Genomic DNA, 23,720 nt, shown 5'->3' with positions numbered 1-23,720 from the left:
TGGGATATGAATGAAGCTTTGAAAGGAGGACTTCTAATGAAAACGTTTCCGGAAGGATTTCTGTGGGGCGGAGCTATTTCTGCCAATCAGGCAGAGGGAGCCTGGCAGGAAGATGGTAAAGGATGGTCGATAGCAGATGTGAGAGCATATAACCCGAATTTGGATCGCAAATCCTTAGATAAAGAGCGGATAATGACCGAAGCAAAGCTAAAAGCAGCTCTTGCTGAGACGGGATATGGACATTATCCTAAAAGATATGGAATTGATTTTTATCACAGATATAAAGAAGATTTGGCATTGCTTGCAGAAATGGGAATAAAACTTTTTAGGACATCTATTGCATGGTCCCGCATTTTCCCAAAAGGTGATGAGACTGAGCCAAACGAAGCCGGACTAAGGTTTTACGAAAAACTGTTTGAGGAATGCCGCAAGCATGACATGAAAATATTAGTTACTTTGCATCATAATGAGATGCCTCTATACCTGGCAACTGAATACGGAGGATGGAAGAATCGCAGGCTGATAGAATTTTTTGAGCGATATGCGAGGACAGTTTTCGCTCGTTATAAGGATATGGTTGATTACTGGATTCCTTTCAATGAGATAAATGCTGCTGTGTTTAATCCGTTTAATGGCGTTGGAATCATCGCAGATCGCGAAAAAAATATTGAACAGGCTGCATTTCAGGCCTGCCATCATCAATTTGTGGCAAATGCGCTTTCAATAAAGGCTGCCAGAGAAATTATGCCGAGTAAAAGAATCGGGGGGATGATAGCGAGATTCACAACATATCCGGCGACATGCAAACCGGAAGATGTAATGCAAATGACTCTTGATGATCAGTATAATAATTTCTTTTTTAGTGATATAATGGTTAGAGGTAAATACCCAAGATATATGGATAGATTTTTTAGCAAAAAGGGAATCAAAATCAAGATGGAACCTGATGATTTAAGAATTATCGAATCGTATACGGTTGATTTTCTTGCGTTCAGTTATTATATGTCTATTGTCTCAAGCGCAGACGATTCAGAAGAAAAAACCAACGCAAATTTGATTACCGCAGGCAGGAATCCATATCTTGAAACATCCGAATGGGGATGGCAGATTGATCCGATCGGCCTTCGATATACATTAAACCAGTTGTATGATCGATATAACATACCTCTCCTGATTGCGGAAAATGGTCTGGGCGCCGAGGATAAACTTGAGCAAGATGGAAAAATCCATGATGAATATCGCATAGAGTACCTTAAAAAGCATGTTGAACAAATGCTGGAAGCAATTGAAGACGGAGTTGACCTGATAGGCTATCTTTGGTGGAGCCCTATAGATATTATTTCGGCAGGGACTTCAGAAATGTCAAAGCGTTACGGCTTCATTTATGTCGATCAGGATGATCTGGGAAACGGGAGTTTAAAACGCTATAGGAAGGATTCCTTTTACTATTATCGGCAGATAATAGAAAGCAATGGAGGAAACTTGACTTAACTCTGCAAAACTGCTTTTTTGGATTTTATCGTTTATTATTCGAGGAGGATTTGCTAGTGCTGTTCGGCATTTTCGGCAACAATAACAACAATAACCATGTAATAATCAAAGCACCTATGAGCGGCAAGGTCGTAAGCCTTTCGGACCTTCCCGATGAAGTTTTTGCCCAAAAGATGGTAGGAGACGGAATAGCCGTTGAACCGTCAGAAGGAGTTGCGGTGGCTCCGTTCGATGGCATAGTGAAGCAGGTTTTTTCCACCGGCCATGCAATGGTGCTGGAATCGAAGGAAGGCATTGCTGTGCTCATCCATATCGGCCTTGATACGGTAAACCTGAAGGGTGAAGGATTCCATGTCATGGTGGACGAGGGCAGCATGGTGCGCACGGGAGATGTTCTTGTGAAGTTCGACCCGGAGATCATATTGAGGAACAATTACTCAATCATGAGCCCGATAGTGCTTCCCGAAGGCGACAGGATAAAGTCAATAGACTTCACCATGGAAAAATATGTTCAAAAAGCCCATGATGTGCTCATGAAAGTAAGGATGAGGTAAAAAAGCTCACCATTTTTGCTCCCGGCCTGAGTTTGCGACAGGCTGGGATTTTTTTATGCCTGGATTGTGCGGATGATTTTTTTGTTCTCAACAGTTGCGAAAATTTACGATAAATTACAATTAATTTTATTATATGGTATTCAAATATTGACAAACGAAATATAATGATATATAATAAAAACATAATGAAACAAAATGGTGGCGATGGTGTTATGCTAGCCGAAGAAAGAAAAAGATGCATTCTTGAGATGGTTGAGGAAAACGCCTCTGTCACGGTCGCTGAATTGAGCGAAAAGTTCAATTTGTCAGAGGTAACCATACGCAAAATCTTGAACGAGCTTGATGAATACGGTTACCTGAAACGCACACGGGGCGGCGCTGTCAGCCTGTCCAGGTCGATACGCGAATATGGTGAGAAGGAAAAGGAAAAGAAAAACATCAAGGAAAAGAAAGCAATTGCCAGAGCTGCGTATGAATACATACAGGACGGAGAGACCATTTTCCTTGATGCGGGTTCCACTACTCTGGAGCTGGCCCGGCTGATTAAAAATGGAAACAAGCGAAACATTGTCGTCATTACAAATGCGATAAATCTTGCCGTAGAAATGGTGGAAGCCGAAGACATAGACCTGGTCCTGATAGGCGGCAACGTCAGGCACCGTATCATGTCATGCGTGGGAAGCATTGCCGAGAAGGCTATAGAGGGCCTTTTCTTCGATAAGGTATTTATGGGGGCAAACAGCCTGGACATTGAACACGGGATTACCACGCCTAATCTTTATGAGGCACAGGTAAAGTCCTGCATGTTGAGGTCAACAAGGCAGTCATTTGTACTTGCCGATTACAGTAAATTCGGGCAGGCTTCGCTGGCCAAGGTGTGCCCCATCAGCAGGATAAATAATTTGATTTCGGACTGGAATCTGCAAGAAGAATATATCGAAAAGATTCGCGACCTTGGGGTAAACGTTGTAATTGCAGATCAAAGCCAGGTAAGCTGAGAGAGGATTTCCAATACTAATGCAGTTTGAATGGGATGTGGTCATATTGAATAAAATCATAAATTCTCCCGATGAAATCGTAAAGCAGATGATAGAAGGGTATTTGTGCGCCAATTCCGTTTTGTTTGATGCGGTGCCCAATACAAACGGGATAGTATTGAAAGAAAAGAAAACCAAAGTTGCTATTGTGACCGGAGGCGGAGCAGGAAATGAACCCTGGAACATAGGATATGCGGGGTACGGCCTGGCAGACGGCGTTGCGATAGGGCATGTTTATGCTGCGCCTCCGACAAGATCCATTATAAGCGTTGCAAAAGCGACAAACCATGAAAAAGGTATACTTTTTATAGCAAATAATTATGCGGGAGACGTGCTCAACTTTGAACTTGCTGCCGAACTTCTCCAGATGGAGGGTATAAAGGCACGGTGCGTTTTTGTCAGCGACGACATCGCTTCGGCGCCTCCGGAAAATGCCGATGAACGCCGGGGCATAGCAGGAATTGCCTTGGTGCTGAAAATTGCGGGTGCTGCGGCTGATGCAGGGCTTGATCTGGACAGAGTAGAGCAGATAGCAAAGAAAGCAAACAGAAACATTCATACGCTCAGCGCAACTACATCTCCGGGGTATATGCCCAACACGGGCGAGGCAATGTTCCGGATGGAAGACAACACGGTTGAAATCGGCATGGGATTCAACGGCGAACCGGGGATTTTTAGAATGAAATTTGCCGGGGCTGATAAAATTGTGGATGTCATGATGGATTATTTGTTGAACGACTTGAGGGCAGGGGCCGGTCAGGAAGTGGCGGTGTTTGTCAACGGTTTTGGCCTTACAGGAATGATGGAGCTTTGCATAGTCAACCGCAGAGTGGGGCAGATATTGAAAGAAAAGGGAATCGTCATCCACGACATGTTTATCGACATGCTGTTTGTACCTCCGGGAGCGGGAGGATTTTCGATATCCCTTTTAAAACTTGACGGCGAATTAAAGCAATATTACGACTGCCCTGCATATTCGCCATTTTTCAGAAAAGCAGGACTAAGAAGGCCGGGGGTATTATGAAGAATTTTATGACAACCGATGAATTAAAGGAAATGTTTTTATACGTTTCGCAGCAGGTTATCGACAGCGAAAAATTTTTAACAGAAATTGACAAGAAGATCGGCGATGGCGATCACGGCATTATTATGTCGCTGGGATTCAAAGAAGTCAAAAATCAATTGAGTGCCGGGAATTTTTGCTGTGCAAATGAGGTGTTCAAGACTGTAGGCATGACGCTGCTGGATACCATGGGCGGCGCTTCCGGAGTGCTTTTCGGCACGATATTCATAAGCGGCATAGTGGGATTGGAACCTGTGGAGCACATAAGCCTTCCGGAATTTGCCGGGATATTCGAAAGGTCGCTTGCTGCTTTGAAGAAGAGGGGCAAGGCGAATATAGGCGACAAGACCATGGTTGATGCGTTTGAGCCGGCGGTTGCCGCATTGGTTGAAGCTGCAGATAAAGGCAATTCGCTGATAGACGGCTTTGAGAGTGCGCAGGGCAGGGCCAGGGCCGGGATGGAATACACAAGGCAGTGCGTGGCTAGATTCGGAAGGGCAAAATCATACGGCAGGGCGTCAATAGGAGTAGAGGATGCAGGGGCGGCATCGATATGGATTATCTTCAGGGCAATGGCGGAATGGATGAGGACCCACCTGTAATTATAGCTGCATCTTTGCAATATTGAGGAGGCCGAAAATTGATTACTACGTTAACGCTAAATCCTTGCATCGATAAAACGGTTGTAATAGGCGGATTCAAATATGGCGGGCTTAACAGGGTCATTGATACCCGCACGGATGCATCCGGAAAGGGTATCAATGTAAGCATCGTGATAAGCCAGTTGGGAGAGCAGACAAAATGCCTTGGCTTTAATTTTTTAAACGGCAAAAACCTTGTGTGCGAAAGGCTTGAAAAACACGCCATACCATATGAATTTATAGACGTAGAAGGGACATTGAGGACTAATATAAAAATATTCGACAGGGAAAGCGGCATCATGACCGAGCTGAATGAAAGCGGGCACTGTGTAAGGGAGGAATCGGTGGCTTTGTTAAAGGAATTAGTCGTCAGCAACGTTAAAGACACCGAGATAATGGTATTTAATGGAAGCGTGCCTGCGGGAGTCCCAAAGGATATATACGGGCAGTTGATAGAGAAAGCAAATTATGCCGGAGTTAAAACGATATTGGATGCAGAAGGGGAACTGCTTTTGGAAGGCATAAAATCGGGGCCGTTTTTTATTAAGCCCAACCTTTATGAGTTTGAAACGGCGTTTGGAATTAAGGTGAAAGACGTCAAGGATGTTGTAAAGGTCTCTAAGGGGATAATTGAAAGCGGGGTAAAAATTGTTTGTGTCTCATTGGGGAAGGACGGCGCAGTTTTAGTAAGCCGCGATGAAGCATGGTACTCTCCAGCCCTGAGCATAAAAGTGAGGGGGGTACAGGGAGCCGGGGATTCTTTGGTTGCCGGTGTCTGCATAGCTTTGAGGCGGGGGCTGGAATTGCCCGAAATGCTGAGGTATGGCATGGCGGCTGCACACGCTTCGCTCCTCAGGGATGGAACATTGCTGTGTACCCGCGAAGATTTTGACAACATGCTTTCAAAGATAAAAGTGGAAAAAATAATCGCTTGAGCAAAGGATGTGCATAAAGTGCCACTTGTTACAAGTAAGAAGATTTTGCAGGATGCAAGAAACGGACGGTATGCGGTTCCGGCATTTAATATTGAAAATATGGAAATGGCGCAGGCGGTAATTGAGACAGCGGAAGAAATGGATTCTCCGGTCATAGTCCAAACGACGCCGTCTACTGTAAGATACGCAGGAATCGGCATGTTGAAAGCTATCGTATATGAGAAGGCGAAATGCAGTCCTGTACCGGTAGTGCTCCATCTCGACCATGGCGAAAGTTTCAATTTGATAATAGAGGCCATAAGGGTAGGATACACTTCGCTAATGATCGATGGTTCCGGGCTCGGGTTTGAAGAAAATATTTCTCTGACGAAGAAGGTAGTGGATATAGCAAGGGTGTTGAATATTCCTGTAGAGGCGGAACTGGGTAGAGTGGGAGGAAAGGAGGATGAAACGGAGAGCGGCCAGGGCTCTGCATATACCGACCCCGGAGAGGCGGAGGAATTTGTGGCCATGACAGGCATTGATTCTCTTGCTGTTGCGATAGGGACAGCCCATGGATTTTATAAAGGGACGCCCAAGCTTGACTTTGATAGATTGAGCGCGATACGGGATAAAATCGAAGTTCCCCTTGTGCTTCACGGTGCGTCGGGCGTTCCGGACGAGGCCGTAAAAAAGGCGATTGAATTGGGCATATGCAAGGTGAACTTTGCCACGGAGCTTCGGGCAGCGATGACAAGAGGAGTGAGGGAAGCGCTGGAGGACAAGGGAATCTTTGACCCGAAGGCATATTTAGCGCGGGGGAAAAATAAAGTGAAGGAAATAGTAAAAGATAAAATTATGCTTTGCGAGAGCATGGGCAAAGCGGCAAAATATTGCCGGGAATGATTATAAACCGCATCCTGACGAGAAAAATAATTCCCTCCAGCGAGGGTTTTAAATAAATAATAAGGAAACAGTGTTTCCGTAAAAAAGAAGAATTTCAAAGGGAGGAAAAAGCATGAAAAATTTTGTCAAAATCATCTGTGTATCGCTTGTTATCCTGCTCGTCGCAGGATGCGGCGCACCCAAAAATCAATCCGGTTCTCCTGCAGGTTCAAGCGAATCGTCGGCTGCCAATGCATCCGGCCAATCATCGGAGAAAAAAGAGATTGTGGTCGGCGTGAGCCTGCTAACCAGGGAGCATGTATTTTACAACAACATTGAAAAGGCACTTAACAAAAAGGCTGAAGAACTTGGCATAAAACTGATAGTTCAGGATGCCTCCAGAGATGCAAACAAGCAGTTGAGCCAGGTTCAGGATTTTGTGACTCAAAAAGTTGATGCGATAATACTCTGCCCGACGAATTCAGCAGGCAGCAAGTCAATGGTGGAGATAGCCAACAAGGCAAATATCCCAGTCTTCACCATGGATATCTCTTCGGACGGCGAGACGGTAGCGCATGTTGCGACGGACAATTACAAGGGCGGCCAGATGGCGGCGGAATATGTGGCAAACAAGATGCTCCCGGACGGAAAGGGAGAAGTCGCCATAGTAACTTATTCCGAAGTTGAAAGCTGCGTGAACCGCGAGAAGGGATTCGTGGATTATCTTGCCAAGAACTTCCCCGGTATAAAGGTTGTCGATGTCCAGAACTGCTCCGGGGATCAGGCGAAGGCTGCTGATGTAACACAAAATATGCTTTTGAAACATCCAAACCTCAAGGTCATATTTGGCGTGGGCGATCCCTTCGCCATGGGTGCGCTATCCGCTGTGAAAGCCGCAAATAAAAAGGTTCAGATAATAGGATTTGACGGCAATCCGGAAGGCATTAATGAAATCAAGAGCGGAGGCTTGTGGGTAGCCGATGTGGCTCAGGACCCCGAGGCAATAGGCTTTAAAACTCTGGAAGCTGTGAAAGACAAACTGGATGGCAAAGATGTGCCGAAGTTTATTCCAATCGCTCCGAAGATAATCGATAAAGATAATCTTTAGAAAATAATATAAGACGGTGGAAGGAGTTGCCTTCTTCCGCCGTCTTGTTCTTATCAGAAGAAAAGGAAGGGGAAAAACATGCATCAGAAGCCGATACTTGAAATAGCGGGGGTCAGCAAATCCTTTCCCGGAGTTAAAGCACTATCGAAGGTTGATCTGGACATCTACCCCGGACAGGTGCATGTGTTGCTGGGAGAAAATGGCGCAGGCAAATCTACTCTTATCAAAATCATTTCAGGTGTATATACTCGCGATGAGGGCATTATTAAATTGAACGGCAGAGAGGTTTTTTTCAACAATCCCCGCCAGGCGCTCAATGCGGGTATAAGCGTAATCCATCAGGAATTGAGCGTAATCCCGGACCTTACTGTTGCTGAAAATATATTCTTGGGCAGGGAGCCCAGATTGCAGAGAACGGGGTTAATAGACAAGAAAAGGATGTATAGCGAAGCAGGCCGCCTGCTGGAATCCATGGGCGTAAAAATTAACCCCAGAGCGGTAATACGCGACCTGAACACTGCAGACAGGCAGATGGTTGAAATAGCCAGGGCGGTTTCGCAAAACAGCTCAATAGTAATAATGGATGAACCGACATCCTCGCTTTCGGAGAATGAAGTGGAGGCGCTGTTTGGAGTAATTGAAAGATTAAAGAGCGAAAATGTGGCTATTATCTATATATCCCATCGTTTGAAAGAAATCACATCGATTGGCGATGTGGTCACGATATTGAGAGATGGCTGCGTTGTAAAAACTGTAAAAATAAAAGACATAGACGAGAATCAAATGATTGCTTTGATGGTGGGCAGGGAAATTACGAAGTTTTATTATAAATCTGAAGTGCCATCTACCGGCGAAATTGTTTTAGAGGTTAAGAATTATACCCGCAGGGGCGCCTTTGAAGATGTGTCTTTTGCCCTGAAGAAGGGAGAAATATTGGGAGTTGCTGGGCTGATAGGCGCAGGCAGGACGGAAGTCATGAGGGCCGTGTTCGGCGCGGACAAAGTAGACCGTGGCGAATGCATTTACAACGGCAAACCGGTAAGATTTGCCACGCCGCAACAGGCCATAAATGCCGGAATAGGTTTTATACCTGAGGACAGACGGAATCAGGGCCTGTTATTATCAAAAAGCGTCAGGGAAAACATCTCGCTTGCCAGCCTCTTTCCCAACTCCAAGAAGGGTTTTGTCGACTTTAAATGGGAAAAAAACGTGGCAAAAGAATATATCGCCATGCTTCGCATAAAAACACCGGACGAAAATGCCGTTACCAAAAACCTCTCCGGTGGCAATCAGCAGAAAGTGGTGATCGCCAAATGGCTGGCCGCCCGATCAAAAATCCTTATCATGGACGAGCCGACCAGGGGCATCGATGTCAACGCTAAGGCTGAAATATATGCAATCATGAAAAATTTTGTAGAAAATGGCGGAAGCATCATCATGGTTTCATCAGAACTTCCGGAGATACTGGGGGTATCGGACAGAATAATGGTTATGAGGGAAGGAAGGGTTGCGGGCATTATCGATGCTCAGGGGGCCACGGAAAAGGATATCATGCATCTGGCCAGCATCAGCAGTAATCAATCGGAGGAGGCAGTAAAGCTATGAAAGATTTTATACACAGCTTCAAGAAAAACTCAATGGTTCTTTTTCTGATCGCGATGCTGCTAATTTCGGCGGTATTCGTGCCGCGGTTTATGGAACCCACAAATCTTGTCAATGTAATGATGCAGATAGCGATTAATGCGCTGCTGGCCACCGGCATGACATTTGTAATATTGACGGGTGGAATCGACCTTTCGGTGGGCTCGGTGGCAGCGCTTGCCGGTATAGTGTCTGCGGTTTTAATAAAATTTTTCCCGGACGCAAGCATCTTTACAAGTTTGGCGGTCATATTGGGAACGGCGCTTGTGGTCGGAGGAATTTGCGGCAGCATTATAGCGTTCAGCATTGCGAAGCTCAGAGTAACCCCGTTCATCGCCACTCTCGCCATGATGAGCGTGGCAAGGGGGCTTGCTTATGTGTATACCGAATCAAAACCCGTATTCGGGCTTCCGGATTCCTTCAGTTGGATGGGCCTTCGGTATATCGGGCCGCTGCCTGTCATGGTAATAGTTATGGCAATAGTTCTGATAAGTGCGCATATAGTTTTGAGCAATACATGTTTCGGGCGTTATGTGTATTCAGTCGGAAGCAACGAAGAAGTTGCAAAACTCAGCGGAATTAATGTTACAAAGGTTAAATTCTATGTATATATAATCTGTTCTATTCTGGCAGCCCTGGGCGGGGCGGCTCTTGCATCGAGGCTTCAGGCGGGCCAGCCCAATGCGGCCCAGGGGTACGAACTCAATGCCATCGCAGCGGTGGCAATGGGCGGGACCAGCATGTCCGGCGGCAGGGGAGGCATTGCACAAACAGCACTGGGCATAGTCATAATAGGTGTCATCAATAACGCTTTAAGCCTTTTGGGAGTGTCGTCATACTGGCAATCAATCGCAATGGGGATTATAATACTGGTTGCAGTGGTTTTTGATCAGAACAAAGGTGAATAGAATGATATTTTGTACATGTGTTTACCATGCGAAATCGTGCCAGAAACTGTAACCTCTTTTTGATGTTAATTATACTTTTATGGATAAAATTCGTAATCATATGATCTGAGCTCTTGGGTTTTTGCCCGGGAGCTTTTAATTTATAATTCGAATCATAGTTACCTTGCAGTTGAGGTTCGGTTTTGATACCTTCTTAACATGGAATATCATAATATGGTATAATTTACATGTTAATCATTGCTGGTTTTGAAGTATTTTGGCTAATATAAAAAGTCGAGGTGTTTTAAAAATGACTTTCAACGAGGAACTTTTGAAATCCTGGCTGGAATTTATCAAATTGGAAGATAAGGCAGCCGGGGGGATAGAATATAAAAATATTTTCGAGGGAAATTTAAAAGATATCAACAAAAAACTGGAACTCAAAGGCGATAGGCTATATATCAATGAAAAGACTGCTTTTGACAAGATTAAGGATACTGTGAGGGAAAATTCCAATTCCAATAGAGGTAGTTTATCCCTATCGTTTCCTTCCGTATATGTTAAGGAAAAAGGTAAAAAGAAATTAAAACCACTGTTTGTTATAGATATTGAAAGCATTTTTAAAGGAGATTACAATGAGGATGGATGGGATCTAACAGAGATGGAGTTTGTTCCATCTTCTACCAATATCCAAGAAATTTTACAGCTAGATGACGAAGAATTGAATAACATTGAAGCGGCAGCCAGGTTAAGCGATTTTATTTATGCCACCTTTAACATAAAAGCGGACACAATAGAGGAAATGGCTTCTCGGCTGACAAGCGAACTCAAACAAATTAACAAAAATATTTTTATTCACCCTCTTCCTTATATATTTGAATACCAGGGCGAATATTTTAATGCCAATTTGAAAAAGGACTTTCTTCGCATAATAGATAAAAACAAAACCGCTTTATCTCAAAAAAACCTCCTTACCACTTACATATCAAATAAAGATTATGCCGAACAGGAATTATTCTTTGGGGCATTAGGAGATTTTCCGCCGACGGATTCCCAGGCTCAAGTTATATATAGCAGTATTAAAAATACGATTGTGGCCGCCCAGGGCCCTCCTGGTTCCGGAAAAACTACTTTAATCGTAAATATTGTGGCTAATCAGGTCGTAAAGAGCGCATTGACTTTAATAGAAGGGAAAGATCAAAATTGCTTGACGGTTATTACCAGCACTAATAATAGGGCTGTGGCCAATGCCATTGAAAAGATAACACAACTAGATAAAGAGCAAAGCGAATGGGATTTGTGCCTGGACGGTGGGAATCGGGAAAAAATAAACCAGTATGCAATTAAGGCTATTGATAAAAAAATTGAATTTTTAAAAACTCAAGACTTTGATGAAGAGAAATATGAAAGATTAAAAGATGAAATAACCTGTAACTACCGCGAGATACAGGCAAAAATAAACGAATTCTATGACCTTATTGAAAAGATAAAAAAAATTGAAGGCGATATTGCTGAAAACAAAAACTTGTTCGATAAACAGAAAGAAAAGGTTGACCGTACGCGATTAAAGCTTGAAAATGATATAAAAGACTTCTTCGGGCAGGAAAGCTCCATAGGATATAGTGACCTGAATGACATAAGTTGGGACACCTATTATAAGATAAAGGATTTGTTGATAAAATACCATAGTAGTTTTCCAAGATTTTTTGATTTTTTCGGCTGGCGTTCTAGAAGACATTTGAACAAACTGAACGTGGAGATGGAACCCCTATTAGAAAGGACTTATAACAATCCACCGGGGCTAAGAATGAGTTTGGTGGAAGATAAAGCAGCATTAATTAGATTGAAGGATAAGGCTGACCGCATATGCTTGTTAATTGACGCTCAAAAAGAATTTATGGCCATGAGTAAACAACTTGACAACATGAAATCTAAACTGGATAATTTAGACGAGCAGCTGGCCAACAAGAAGCAAGATGTTAGAGGATGGTTGAAAAAGATAACTTCAGGAAAACTCAGCGAAGAAAAAATTGATTCATATTTTGCCAAAATAACTTTTGAAAAAAATGATATCTTTAAACTGTATCATGAGATATTTTTTAATCAAAATCTGGAGCTATTTAGGCTTTGCAAGGGCTTTTTATTACAGCATGTCTTAAAAGATAAAAATACATATATAGATACTCTCGAAAAATACGTAAAACTTATTGCCAGGGAAGGGGACAATAATGATGTTTTCAATGAAGTTTTAATTGATGTAGAAGGTTTTTATAGAAATCTGAGCAAAGTATTTCCGGTATTCGGTTCTACCTTACAATCCGTATCCAATATGTTTAAGCATACAACTCCCAATCTGATTGATAAGGTTATCGTAGACGAGGCCGGAATGGTAAAATGCTATCATGTAGTTCCGATGTTTTTCAGGGCAAATTCGGCAGTAGTTGTGGGGGATCCTCTCCAAATACCTCCGGTGATTGCCCATGGAGAGGGAATATTAAAGGATTATGAAGAAAACGTCTTTTTGAACGACTATTTTAAGGCCAATAATGTGGATGACGTTTCAATAAAAATGTATATTGACAATTATTCCCCATCTTCCGAAAAGGTCACAGCTTACCGTCTGGCTGCTACATGCAACTTTCAAGGGGCCAATTTGCAGGAAAAATATCATGAAATCAGGTTGAAAGAACATTTCCGCTGCCAGAAAGATATAGCCGATTACTTTAACGATATTTGCGATTATGGGTTGACGGTAAAGACTCCTAAGAAGACTCCCCTTTTGGGCACAAATCTGGTTGCATATCATGTGGAAGGAAAAATGGAAGGCAAGGCAAATGTAGAGGAGATTGAAGCAATTAAACACATTATTCGCCACCTTATAAAGCATGGATACCGTATAGGCGGGGCGCCTGACAATGGTATCGGTGTGATTACACCGTACAGGGTTCATTGTAACAGATTGCAGCAGGAGCTATGCGAAGAATTTGAGGAGTTTAAAAAGGACAAAGACAGGATTGGTACAATCCATACCTTTCAGGGCGGTGAAAAGGATGTCATAATCTGTTCCACCAAAATTTTTAGCAAAAAAGATTCGGATCGTTTTATTAATAAATGGCCGAATATATTAAATGTAGCGGTATCAAGAGCCAAAGAGCTTTTTATTTTAGTGGGCAATCTTGACAAGTTAAGAAGCTCGGGAGGTTATACCAATAAGCTTGTGGAACACATAGAAAGCAGAGGCGAAATTTTAGAGTGGAATGAAAAGCCTGCAGAAATAGCTAGATGGCAAGAGGAACCCAATGCAGTCATAATATCTGACTATGAGCATATAAAAGTTTTTGATGAGGCAATAGATGAATGTAAAAAAGAATTATTGATAGTATCACCTTGGATTAGAGCTTCGGCCAAATACCTAATAAACAAGCTAGCTAATAAAAATATTAAAACAACTATTATATTCGGCTGGCGGGATGACGATGTAAATGATGAGCAGGTGCTGGAAATATTGAGAAAGATGCCGAATGTAAAATTAATTGATAGCAGAACATCGGGTGAAGGAACTCATGAGAAGATAGTGATATGTGACCGGAAATTCGCGGTTATCGGAAGCTGGAACTGGCTTTCTCATAAATATTACAGACAATCTGCTATGAAACGGGCAAGTGAGAAATTGGTATTACAACACGAAGTCAGTGTAAAAATATGTGACCACAATAAAATAGAACAGTTATGTAATCAACTGCTAAAAAGATACAGTGGATAATAAATTAGATAAAATAAAAGGCCTTTATAGCCACCCGGATTTTGTAGTTATCCGATAAGGTTTTATGTTATTTTTATTATTTTTAATGTGCGTTTATATATTAACATTTTGAAGCGACGTGTGCAGGAAGGCGGGGGAGGTCTTATGTCGTGAAAGAAGAGAAATATGCCATGAATCATAAGAAAGAATTGAGGAGGACATTTTTGAAGGCCCGGTCGGAACTTGCCGCAGAAGATATAATAGAAAAAAGCGCAAAAATCATGTCCGGGCTTTTTTCCCTTAAAGAATTTCATGGAGCAAAAACGATAATGTTTTACGTGGATGCCAGAAATGAGGTTAAAACCAGAGATGGCATCACAAAAGCTCTATCGGAAGGGAAAAGGGTAGTGGTGCCTAAAGTAAAAAAGGGGTATGGCTTGCTGGCCATTGAGATAAAAAGCCTTGATGAGCTTTCACCGGGCACCTTCGGCATTCTGGAGCCTGCCGGAGAAAAAGGCATTTCGCCGGAAGAAATAGACCTGGTGGTGGTCCCCGGCGTGGCCTTTGACAAAAGGGGCAACCGCATGGGTTACGGGGCGGGGTATTATGACAGCTTTTTGCCGAAGCTCCGGTCGGAGGTTAAAAAAGTGGCCGTTGCGTTCGAAATGCAGGTGACCGACAGCCTTCCAGCTGAAGAACATGATGTAAAGATGGATATGATAATAACCGAAAATACTTTATATAATTTTTCCGCTGAAACGACATAAAAAGCCTACCCCTTCATTTAAAGGGTAGGATTTTATATTATCAATGAAAATCAATTTGTACTGTTTTAATAATTATCACTTCGGTGACTTGAGCTCTTTATGCGCTTACAGTTTTAACGCCGGGTTTTTGAAGCTCGCCTTCCGAGGCTGCTACTACCACGGCTCCTGCCATATCACCGGTGACATTTATGCAGGTTCTGGCCATGTCCAGGACCCTGTCAATTCCGGCTATAAGGGCAATACCCTCCAGCGGCAGACCCACCGATTGAAGAACCATGGTGAGCATTATAAGCCCGGCTCCGGGAACGCCGGCGGTACCTATGGATGCAAGAGTGGCAGTGAGGATGATTACCATTTGCTGGGCCAATGTAAGGTGAATTCCAAATACCTGTGCTATAAAAAGAGCGCATACTCCCTGGTACAGGGCCGTCCCATCCATGTTAATGGTAGCCCCCAGGGGAAGTACAAAGCTGCTGATTGTTTTTGGCACGCCGAGATTTTTTTCTACAGATTCCATGGTGACCGGTAGAGTTCCAGAACTGCTGCTGGTGGTAAATGCCACTACCATAGCCGGAGAAGCGCCCTTAAAGAACTTCAATGGGTTCATCTTTGCGAAGATATAGACCAGGGACGAATACACCAGAACTGCGTGAAGGGCCACACCTATATACACTGTTATAATCACTTTTAAAAGAGGAAGCAACACTGCAGGACCGTTGGCAGCCACGACCGGCACGATTAAACCGAACACGCCTATGGGGGCATAGGACATGATGAGCACCACTATTTTATAGCTGACTTCGGCAAAACTTTCAAAAAAATTCAGAACCGGCTTTCCTTTATCCCCTATTAATGTTATTGCAATTCCCAGGAAAAGGGCGAAAACAATGATCTGAAGCATGTTAACATCTACCATGGCCTTTATGGGATTTGACGGCACTATATTTAATAGAGTTTCGACAATAGATGGGACCTTACTTACATCAGGTTTGGTACCGGCAGGTAAATTCATTCCGAGACCGGGGTTTAATATATTACCAAGAATGAGTCCCAGGGTTACGGCAAAAGCTGTAGTAAGGAGATAATATGTGAGGGTTTTGGCTCCAATCCTCCCGAGTTTTTTAACATCACCAGTGCTGGCGGCGCCCACTACAAGGGATGAAAGAACCAGTGGCACTATGATCATCTTGATGAGATTTAAAAACAGGTCTCCGAAGGGTTTAATATACGTTTTTGCCGCATCGGGAGCTGATGTAAAGAATAATCCCACTATGACACCAAGGACAAGGCCGATGAAAATTTTAGTTGTCACATTAAGTTTCATGATATCCCTCCTTATAAAATTTGTTATGAAATTAATTTAAAGATTTAAAAATAAAAAGAAACAACCTTATCTCATCCCTTCCCCTCACTCTATTAATAAAATTCAACCGGGACAAAAGATTGGGAATATTACAGTACATTTTATTCAAGAAGTAACTTATAATAACAAAAAAATACAGAAAACAACAGATAAAAAATTAAATTTTACAAATCATCAATCACATTTTTATTTCCTGTAAAAGATTATCAACTCAATCAACTTTTTTACTATATATTATGGAAAAGCTTCAAATTTTATGGGATAATATAAAATAAAACCGGATTTTTATGTATCGGAAATGGAGGTTTTTTAATGCCGGAAATAAGAGAAAATGTAATAATAATGGACTTTGGAGGGCAGTACAGCCAGTTGATAGCTCGGCGGGTTCGCGAAGCTCATGTTTACTGCGAAATCCTGTCATACAAGACCCCTCTGGAGGATATTTTAAAAAGGAGGCCCAAGGCCATCATTTTTTCCGGGGGTCCTGCCAGTGTATATTCGGAAAATGCGCCCGTATGCGACAGGAGGCTTTTCGACTCGGGGATCCCGATCCTGGGGATATGCTACGGCATGCAGCTTATGTGCCACCTGCTCGGCGGCAGGGTAGAACCGGCCCGGGCCAGGGAATATGGACGTACGGAGCTTTTCGTTGACAAAGACGGAGGGCTTTTCCGGGAGCTTGAGGAAAAAATGATCGTATGGATGAGCCACAGTGATTCAATTCTTGCTCTGCCCGAAGGGTTTACGACGCTGGCTCGTACGAAAAACACTCCATATGCGGCTGTGAGCAACGGCAAAAATCTTTTCGGAGTGCAGTTTCATCCAGAGGTGGTCCATACTCCCAGGGGAAGGGAAATCCTCAACAATTTTCTCTTCGGTATAGCAGGCTTGAGCGGAACCTGGTCCATGAAGGCTTTTGTTGAAGAACAGGTAAAACTGATCAGAGAAAAAGTAGGGGGCAAAAAGGCACTGTGCGCTTTAAGCGGCGGTGTGGACTCTTCCGTAGCCGCGCTGATTACCCATAAGGCTATTGGAGACAACCTAACCTGCATTTTTGTGGATCACGGCCTGCTCAGAAAAAATGAGGCTCAAAGCGTGGAGAGAACTTTCAGGGATAAGTTTCATATCAACCTGATAACCGTGGATGCCTCTAAGCGATTCCTGGATAAGCTGAAAGGAGTGACAGACCCGGAGAAAAAGAGGAAAATCATAGGTGAGGAGTTTATAAGGGTTTTTGAATGCGAGGCGGCAAAACTTGGGAAAATAGACTACCTTGTTCAGGGGACCCTGTATCCCGATGTGATTGAGAGCGGCACCGAAACCGCAGCTGTCATAAAAAGCCACCATAATGTCGGCGGGCTTCCAGAGGATGTCGAATTCGAACTCATAGAGCCGTTGAGGGATTTATTCAAGGATGAGGTCAGGAAAATTGGTGTTCAACTGGAACTTCCGGAAGAAATAGTCTACCGCCAGCCCTTCCCCGGACCGGGTCTTGCGATAAGGGTTCTGGGTGAGGTAACCCCGGAAAAGCTGGACATTGTACGTGAAGCCGATGCCATCGTGTATGAAGAGATAAAAAAGGCCGGCCTCTACAGGGAATTATGGCAGGCTTTTGCGGTGCTGCCGGATATAAGAAGCGTTGGCGTTATGGGAGACGAACGCACTTACGTATACACGGTGGCGGTGCGAGCCGTTGTAAGCGAAGACGGCATGACCGCAGACTGGGCGAGGCTGCCGGCGGATGTCCTTGACAGTATATCCACCCGCATAGTCAATGAGGTTCCCGGGGTAAACCGGGTGGTCTATGACATAACCTCGAAACCGCCGTCCACGATAGAATGGGAGTAGACGCATAGAGGCAATGTCAATAAAATTACACCAGAAACACAAAGGGAGCCTCCAGGATTATATCCCGGTATAGGCTCCCTTTTATATATATTTATATATATAAGAAACAGAATGGCCTCAACATTACCACTGGTTATATTTCGGAGCGGAATCTTAAAGATTAGATACCGCTCTTATTTTATTTTAATGCAGATTGGGGAAAGGAATATGCAGTAATCTCATAATCTCCTTTTCAGATTCCAGAACGCGTTCAGCAATAAAGTCCATAAAAGGTTGATCATCATCATGGGCCCGCTCCAGTAAGCTAATATACTCATGTCGCAAGACCGGTGGAATTATGGCTAGCATATAACCGTCTTGAATGAGCGCTGTATTCATTAGCAAACGGGCAACTCTCCCGTTTCCATCTATGAAAGGATGAATAAACACAAATCGTTTATGCAGCTGAGCGGCAAATTGAACCGGATGGTATTTGTTACGCTCGGAGGCTGCCCACTGGAACAACTTTGCCATTTCCTCTCCTATCTGCTCTACTTGACATACTTCATATTTTGAGCCAGTTATGAAGACCGGGCGGTCACGGTACTTTCCCGCTTCCTTGACATCAATTCCTATATAGAACATTCGGTGCATTGTAAGGGCGTCTGTTTCGGTTATTTGGTGACTGCCAAGCAATGTGAACATGAAATCATATGCCTTTGCATGTCCCAGAGCCTCGAAGGTATCTCGAAGAGGCTTACCTCCAACAGTCAGTCCATCTTCCAGGAGGATCTTTGTTTCACTTAAAGTGAGAGTGTTCCCTTCAAGAGCATTACTCGACCATGTAAGGCCTATGCGGTAGTAGTTTTTAATTTCATTTAACAAGTGACCTTCAAATGGGCGCATTTCATCAATGGCCATCTTGTAGCGATCGATTTTTTCATATATAGTCATTGATTAACACCGCCCTTCGTAACAACTTTATGTGTGGTAATAATGCCGCTTGTTACTTCGCTGCCATTATATTACCACTCCTTTCAATATTCCCATTATAAACGAATTTATTTAATAAATCAACGATAACATTTCTCTTTTATTGAGAAACATTAAAAAGTGCAATCAGAGGGGTTGATGAAATGGTCGTTGATGTTTTCAAGATCCGCACAGAAATTTACATAAAATTTACATAAACTTAACATTTTAATAACATGATTTAAATGTAAAGTTGCTATGATTTTGATGGGACAAAAATTAAAAGGGGACCGGATATGGCTGATCAGAAGCTAATAAACAGGCTTGGCAGGAATTTTACTCTGCTGTGCGCAAGTTTTATCATCCTGACGACCCTTTCGATAATAATCTTTATCGCTTCAAAAGGTCTTTCTACTTTCATAAAAGACGGCGTGTCCATCAGGAATTTTTTGTTTACAACCGTATGGAGGCCGGATGCACCAAAATCCGAGGGAGGACCGCTGATCGGAGCGCTTCCTTTTATAGCGGGTTCAGTTGCTGTATCCCTTCTCGCACTTATTATAATCACCCCTTTTAGCATCGGTGTAGCCATTTTCATGTCAGAAATTTCACCGGCATGGGGCCGTAAAATCCTTCAACCGGTAATCGAGGTTTTCGTGGGCATACCTTCTGTGGTTTACGGCTGGATAGGCCTCAGCATACTGGTGCCTTTCATCAGAAACTATATCGGCGGCCTGGGATTCAGCCTCCTGGCAGGTTCGATAGTCCTTGCCATTATGATATTCCCCACCATAGCCAGTGTTTCCACTGACAGTTTGCAAACACTGTCAAAAGACATCCGGGAAGCGTCTCTCGCTCTGGGAGCCACACGCTGGCAGACCATAAGGATGGTGCTTCTGCCCGCGGCTCTGCCGGGAATTTTGACGGGTGTGGTCCTGGGACTGGCGAGGGCTTTCGGAGAGGCGCTGGCGGTACAGATGGTTATAGGAAATGCCGTCAGGATGCCCGACTCGCTCTTGAAGCCAATGCATACCATGACAAGCATAATAACTATGGAGATGAGCAATACGGTGATGGGGACGGTATGGAACGATGCTCTCTGGTCCATTGCGCTGCTTTTGATGCTGATATCGTTCATGTTTATCATGCTCATAAGGTTTATTGAAAGCAGGAGGGCAATAAGATGATAAACGCCAGGACTTCTGATAAAATCGCCACTTTCATCTTTTACACTATGGCGGCTTCTGTTTCACTTATATTATTGGCACTGGTGGGATATATTCTGTACAATGGCCTGAGGGTCGTCAACTGGCATTTTATCACAAGCCCTCCCAGTGCTTTCAGAGCAGGGGGAGGGATAGGTCCCCAGATTTTTAATTCCTTTCTTCTGCTGGTTCTTACAATGCTCTTTACCATACCCGTAGGTCTTGGGGCGGGCATTTACCTCGCCGAATTTTCTAAGGAGAACCGCTGGACAAAAATTATCAGGATCTGCACCGAGACGCTGGCTTCTCTTCCATCCATAGTCATAGGGCTCTTTGGCCTGTTGTTTTTCGTCACGGTTTTGAAATGGGGTTTTTCCATTATATCGGGCGCTCTGGCGCTTACGGTGCTCAATCTTCCGGTGATGACAAGGATATCGGAAGATACGTTAAGGAGTGTCAAAAACGAATTAAGGGAAGCAAGCCTGGCCCTGGGAGCCACCCAGTGGCAAACCATAGTGCATGTAGTGCTTGTGGCCGCCATTCCGGGGCTTGTGACCGGCATTATCCTCACTGCGGGACGCGTGTTCGGCGAAGCTGCGGCGCTCCTGTATACTGCTGGCATAACTACGCCACGCCTTCAATTCTACAACTGGAACCCTTTCAATACAAATTCTCCTTTATATATATTCCGCCCCGCCGAGACTCTTGCCGTTCATATCTGGAAAGTCAACAGTGAAGGGCTGGCTCCCGACGCCAGGCAAATAGCCGATGGAGCTTCTGCCGTTTTGATAATCATTGTGCTTTTTTTCAATATAGCCGCAAGATGGGTTGCAAGGCGGCTTTACAAAAAAACGACGGGGATTTGAAACGGCTGAGAAAGCCGTTTTTCTTTACACACGGTTTCATAAATGATATAATTTTTCATATCAATTCGAGCAAAGTGTAAATTACGGCCGCGCATATATAAATAAGGAGAACGATTATGGGCCGAAGATTTGCTTTTGCAAAGAAAAAATACTTCTTAACAGTAATGGTGATAATCGCTTTCATCCTTTTTTACGGAATCGGAGTTTTCGCATATTTCTACACAAATTTAGGATACGCTGTAAAAAGAAGCACGGCTAAATTGCATGCAGAACCCATAAAAGTCGGCGACAGGATATTGATCGTTGCCCCCCATCCCGATGATGAAAATGTGGGTATGGGCGGCCTGATATATAACGAATCTAGGCAGGGGAAAAAAATAAAGATTGTGGTTGTCACAAACGGCGACGGATTTAAAAGGGCGGTAAAGGAGAACATCAAGCCAAAAAAAATACAGCCGGAAGACTATATCAAGCTCGGCCTCATAAGACAGCAGGAAACCGTAAACGCCATGCGGCGGTTGGGACTTACCGGGGACGATATAATATTTTTGGGTTATGCCGACGGGAGCATTAAAAGCCTGTGGGAGCAGAATTGGGATTACGACAATCCTCATTTGAGCAGGAACGGTTATAAAAAGACTCCGTACGACAACAGCTACGACAAAAATGCGGTTTACTGCGGGAAAAATCTTGTAAAAAACCTCTGGCAGATAATTGATGATTTTAAACCCACCGATATTTTTTATCCGGACCCCGACGACATGCACTCCGACCACTGGGCGGTGGGCGCTTTTGTCAAATACACCGTAGAATTGCACGATTACAAAGCCGGCATGTACTCATATCTTGTCCACCACTACCAATGGCCCGAACCCTGGGCGCTGCTGCCGGCGGCGGGATTGTACCCGCCCCTTTCATTGGAAAACGTGGGAACCAGGTGGCACATCTACAGGATAAATCCGGAAGCTGAAAAAGCCAAGGAAAAAGCCATGCGGGAGTACAGGTCCCAGTTCAAGATCATGGGTGCCTTTCTGGATGCTTTTGTCAGGAGAAATGAACTTTTCGGAACGTATGAAGATGCTTGTTATAAATATGTGGATACAGTGCCGGACTTTAAATATGGAAAGGAACTGCCCTATAAAGTGGTTGCCGCCAGCATCCTGGATAATCCGCTGCTCAGGCTGGAGGGTAGCGACGATTTAAAAGCTCTCGGAATGGTCCGGTCGGATAATAATTACTTTTTTGCCATTGAAACCCGCGGCAATGTTGCAAAAAATACCGATTATATTTTTAATGCGCTTTTCTTGTATAAAAATAAGAATATTGCAAGGTTGAAAATATTTATAAGGAATTTCAAGGCGACGGCTGTTATGGAGAATGATAGGGGCGTTTTTTTCAAACAGCCGCTTACGGTAAATGTTTATAAAAACAGGATATGGTTTTCCATTTCTTCAGAACATATTGGCGATCCGCAGAAGGTTTTTTTAAACGCGGTTACTTCCACGAATGGGAGGTATGTGGACAAAACGGCCTGGAGAATGGTAAAACCAGAGGCCGAAAGCCGGGATTGAAATACTGGATGCCGGTGAAACTTGTTAAAAGTAAAACACGGGGGGATAGGTAATGTTAAGGTTTTTAACGGCGGGCGAGTCCCACGGCAAAGCTCTGGTGGCCGTAATAGAGGGGCTTCCGGCAAACCTTGCGATAAGCGAAGACGCAATAAACAGGGAGCTTCAAAGGCGCAGGCAGGGTTACGGCAGGGGCGGAAGAATGGAAATAGAAAAGGATGAGGTGGAAATCCTCAGCGGCATAATAAAAGGTAAAACCACGGGCAGCCCTCTTGCTCTCATGATAAAAAACCTGGACTATGACAACTGGAAGGACAGAAAGGTGCCTCCTGTCACAAAGCCAAGACCCGGCCATGGGGACCTGGCGGGTACATTAAAGTATAATCAGGATGACATAAGAAATGTGCTTGAAAGGGCCAGCGCCAGGGAAACCGCCGCCAGAGTAGCGGTGGGAGCCGTGGCAAAGCAACTTCTGGTGGTATTCGGAATACGTATAATGAGCCATGTGGTGTCAATAGGCGGCGTGAGTTTAACGTCAGGAGATTATTCCATTGAGGACCTGGCCGGAGCCGATAGATCACCTGTGCGGTGCATAGATGAGTCGGTTTCAAAGCAGATGATGGAGGCAATAGATGAAGCACGCGCTTTCGGGGATTCTCTGGGGGGCGTGTTTGAAGTGGTGGCGGAAAATGTTCCGGTGGGACTCGGAAGCCATGTCCACTGGGATCGCAAACTGGACGGCCTCATTGCCCAGAGTTTCATGAGCATTCAAGCCGTAAAAGGCGTGGAGATAGGCATGGGTTTTGAGGCGGCCCGTAGAAGGGGTTCAAAAGTGCATGACGAGATTTTTTACGATGAAAAAAAGGGATATTACCGCAAAACCAACAACGCCGGAGGACTGGAAGCGGGTATTACCAACGGATGCCCTGTTGTGGTGCGGGCTGCCATGAAACCCATCCCGACTCTGTATAAACCGCTCAGAAGCGTGGATATCAAAACAAAAGAGCCTTTTGCCGCCGGAATCGAGCGCTCCGACATATGTGCCGTTCCTGCCGCCAGCATTGTGGGCGAAGCCGCACTAGCCTGGGTTCTGGCCGGGGCCATGGCGGAAAAGTTCGGCGGAGACAGCATTGAAGAGATGCGTAACAATTTCAAAAGCTATAATATAACAGTTATCAGATGATAGTTG

19 protein-coding genes are annotated in these 23,720 nt (G+C 44.1%); 17 read left to right on the top strand and 2 right to left on the bottom strand.

Annotated features, from left to right (window positions below):
* The first annotated feature begins 36 nt into the window (after positions 1–36).
* The 12 genes from AC6I1H_RS07420 (at position 37) to AC6I1H_RS07365 (ending at position 14,730) form a co-directional block, all read left to right on the top strand.
* Positions 37–1,491, top strand: a complete 1,455-nt coding sequence (locus tag AC6I1H_RS07420) for a glycoside hydrolase family 1 protein (RefSeq protein ID WP_497740321.1) — start codon at positions 37–39, stop codon at positions 1,489–1,491.
* A 56-nt stretch (positions 1,492–1,547) separates the two neighbouring features.
* The gene (locus AC6I1H_RS07415) at positions 1,548–2,045 is read left to right on the top strand and encodes a PTS sugar transporter subunit IIA (protein WP_497740320.1); all 498 of its coding nucleotides are present in this window, start codon (positions 1,548–1,550) and stop codon (positions 2,043–2,045) included.
* A 212-nt stretch (positions 2,046–2,257) separates the two neighbouring features.
* Complete coding sequence (locus tag AC6I1H_RS07410; RefSeq protein WP_497740319.1) at positions 2,258–3,043, top strand: DeoR/GlpR family DNA-binding transcription regulator; 786 nt, start codon at positions 2,258–2,260, stop codon at positions 3,041–3,043.
* A 19-nt stretch (positions 3,044–3,062) separates the two neighbouring features.
* Complete coding sequence (locus tag AC6I1H_RS07405; protein ID WP_497740318.1) at positions 3,063–4,106, top strand: dihydroxyacetone kinase subunit DhaK; 1,044 nt, start codon at positions 3,063–3,065, stop codon at positions 4,104–4,106.
* Positions 4,103–4,747: a dihydroxyacetone kinase subunit DhaL gene (gene dhaL, locus AC6I1H_RS07400; protein WP_497740317.1), complete on the top strand. Its 645-nt coding sequence runs from the start codon at positions 4,103–4,105 to the stop codon at positions 4,745–4,747. Before AC6I1H_RS07405 ends, dhaL begins: the two co-directional genes overlap by 4 nt.
* Positions 4,748–4,785: 38 nt before the next feature.
* Positions 4,786–5,721: a 1-phosphofructokinase family hexose kinase gene (locus AC6I1H_RS07395; RefSeq protein ID WP_497740316.1), complete on the top strand. Its 936-nt coding sequence runs from the start codon at positions 4,786–4,788 to the stop codon at positions 5,719–5,721.
* Between the two features lie 18 nt (positions 5,722–5,739).
* The gene (fba, locus tag AC6I1H_RS07390) at positions 5,740–6,606 is read left to right on the top strand and encodes a class II fructose-1,6-bisphosphate aldolase (protein WP_497740315.1); all 867 of its coding nucleotides are present in this window, start codon (positions 5,740–5,742) and stop codon (positions 6,604–6,606) included.
* Between the two features lie 112 nt (positions 6,607–6,718).
* Positions 6,719–7,693, top strand: a complete 975-nt coding sequence (locus AC6I1H_RS07385; protein ID WP_497740314.1) for a substrate-binding domain-containing protein — start codon at positions 6,719–6,721, stop codon at positions 7,691–7,693.
* Between the two features lie 78 nt (positions 7,694–7,771).
* The gene (locus AC6I1H_RS07380) at positions 7,772–9,298 is read left to right on the top strand and encodes a sugar ABC transporter ATP-binding protein (protein ID WP_497740313.1); all 1,527 of its coding nucleotides are present in this window, start codon (positions 7,772–7,774) and stop codon (positions 9,296–9,298) included.
* Positions 9,295–10,242, top strand: a complete 948-nt coding sequence (locus AC6I1H_RS07375; RefSeq protein ID WP_497740312.1) for an ABC transporter permease — start codon at positions 9,295–9,297, stop codon at positions 10,240–10,242. Before AC6I1H_RS07380 ends, AC6I1H_RS07375 begins: the two co-directional genes overlap by 4 nt.
* A gap of 289 nt (positions 10,243–10,531) precedes the next feature.
* Positions 10,532–13,984 (top strand): AAA domain-containing protein, encoded by a 3,453-nt coding sequence (locus AC6I1H_RS07370; protein WP_497740311.1) that lies wholly within the window; start codon positions 10,532–10,534, stop codon positions 13,982–13,984.
* Between the two features lie 149 nt (positions 13,985–14,133).
* Positions 14,134–14,730: a 5-formyltetrahydrofolate cyclo-ligase gene (locus AC6I1H_RS07365; RefSeq protein WP_497740310.1), complete on the top strand. Its 597-nt coding sequence runs from the start codon at positions 14,134–14,136 to the stop codon at positions 14,728–14,730.
* Positions 14,731–14,827: 97 nt separating this feature from the next.
* On the opposite strand, the gene AC6I1H_RS07360 is transcribed toward AC6I1H_RS07365, so the two are convergent.
* The gene (locus tag AC6I1H_RS07360; RefSeq protein WP_497740309.1) at positions 14,828–16,054 is read right to left on the bottom strand and encodes a dicarboxylate/amino acid:cation symporter; all 1,227 of its coding nucleotides are present in this window, start codon (positions 16,052–16,054) and stop codon (positions 14,828–14,830) included.
* Positions 16,055–16,405: 351 nt separating this feature from the next.
* Between AC6I1H_RS07360 and guaA the strand changes: the two genes are divergently transcribed.
* Positions 16,406–17,941 carry a glutamine-hydrolyzing GMP synthase gene (gene guaA, locus AC6I1H_RS07355; protein ID WP_497740308.1) on the top strand — a complete coding sequence of 512 codons (1,536 nt, stop codon included), beginning with the start codon at positions 16,406–16,408 and terminating at the stop codon, positions 17,939–17,941.
* A gap of 183 nt (positions 17,942–18,124) precedes the next feature.
* Here the strand turns inward: guaA and AC6I1H_RS07350 are convergent, their stop codons facing one another.
* Positions 18,125–18,874 (bottom strand): Fic family protein, encoded by a 750-nt coding sequence (locus AC6I1H_RS07350; RefSeq protein WP_497740307.1) that lies wholly within the window; start codon positions 18,872–18,874, stop codon positions 18,125–18,127.
* Between the two features lie 314 nt (positions 18,875–19,188).
* Here AC6I1H_RS07350 and pstC point away from each other — a divergent pair, with 314 nt between their 5' ends.
* From pstC to aroC, 4 genes are all read left to right on the top strand, one after another.
* The gene (pstC, locus tag AC6I1H_RS07345) at positions 19,189–20,079 is read left to right on the top strand and encodes a phosphate ABC transporter permease subunit PstC (protein ID WP_497740306.1); all 891 of its coding nucleotides are present in this window, start codon (positions 19,189–19,191) and stop codon (positions 20,077–20,079) included.
* Complete coding sequence (gene pstA, locus AC6I1H_RS07340; protein WP_497740731.1) at positions 20,079–20,963, top strand: phosphate ABC transporter permease PstA; 885 nt, start codon at positions 20,079–20,081, stop codon at positions 20,961–20,963. Before pstC ends, pstA begins: the two co-directional genes overlap by 1 nt.
* 116 nt (positions 20,964–21,079) lie before the next feature.
* Positions 21,080–22,534 (top strand): PIG-L deacetylase family protein, encoded by a 1,455-nt coding sequence (locus AC6I1H_RS07335; RefSeq protein ID WP_497740305.1) that lies wholly within the window; start codon positions 21,080–21,082, stop codon positions 22,532–22,534.
* Between the two features lie 52 nt (positions 22,535–22,586).
* Entirely contained in the window at positions 22,587–23,714 is a 1,128-nt protein-coding gene (gene aroC, locus AC6I1H_RS07330) for a chorismate synthase (protein WP_497740304.1), read from the top strand.
* Positions 23,715–23,720 lie beyond the last annotated feature (6 nt).

It is taken from the genome of Biomaibacter sp. TOL (assembly GCF_059717795.1).
The sequence above is the reverse complement of the archived record's forward strand: the minus strand, read 5'-3'. Positions and strand labels throughout refer to the sequence as shown.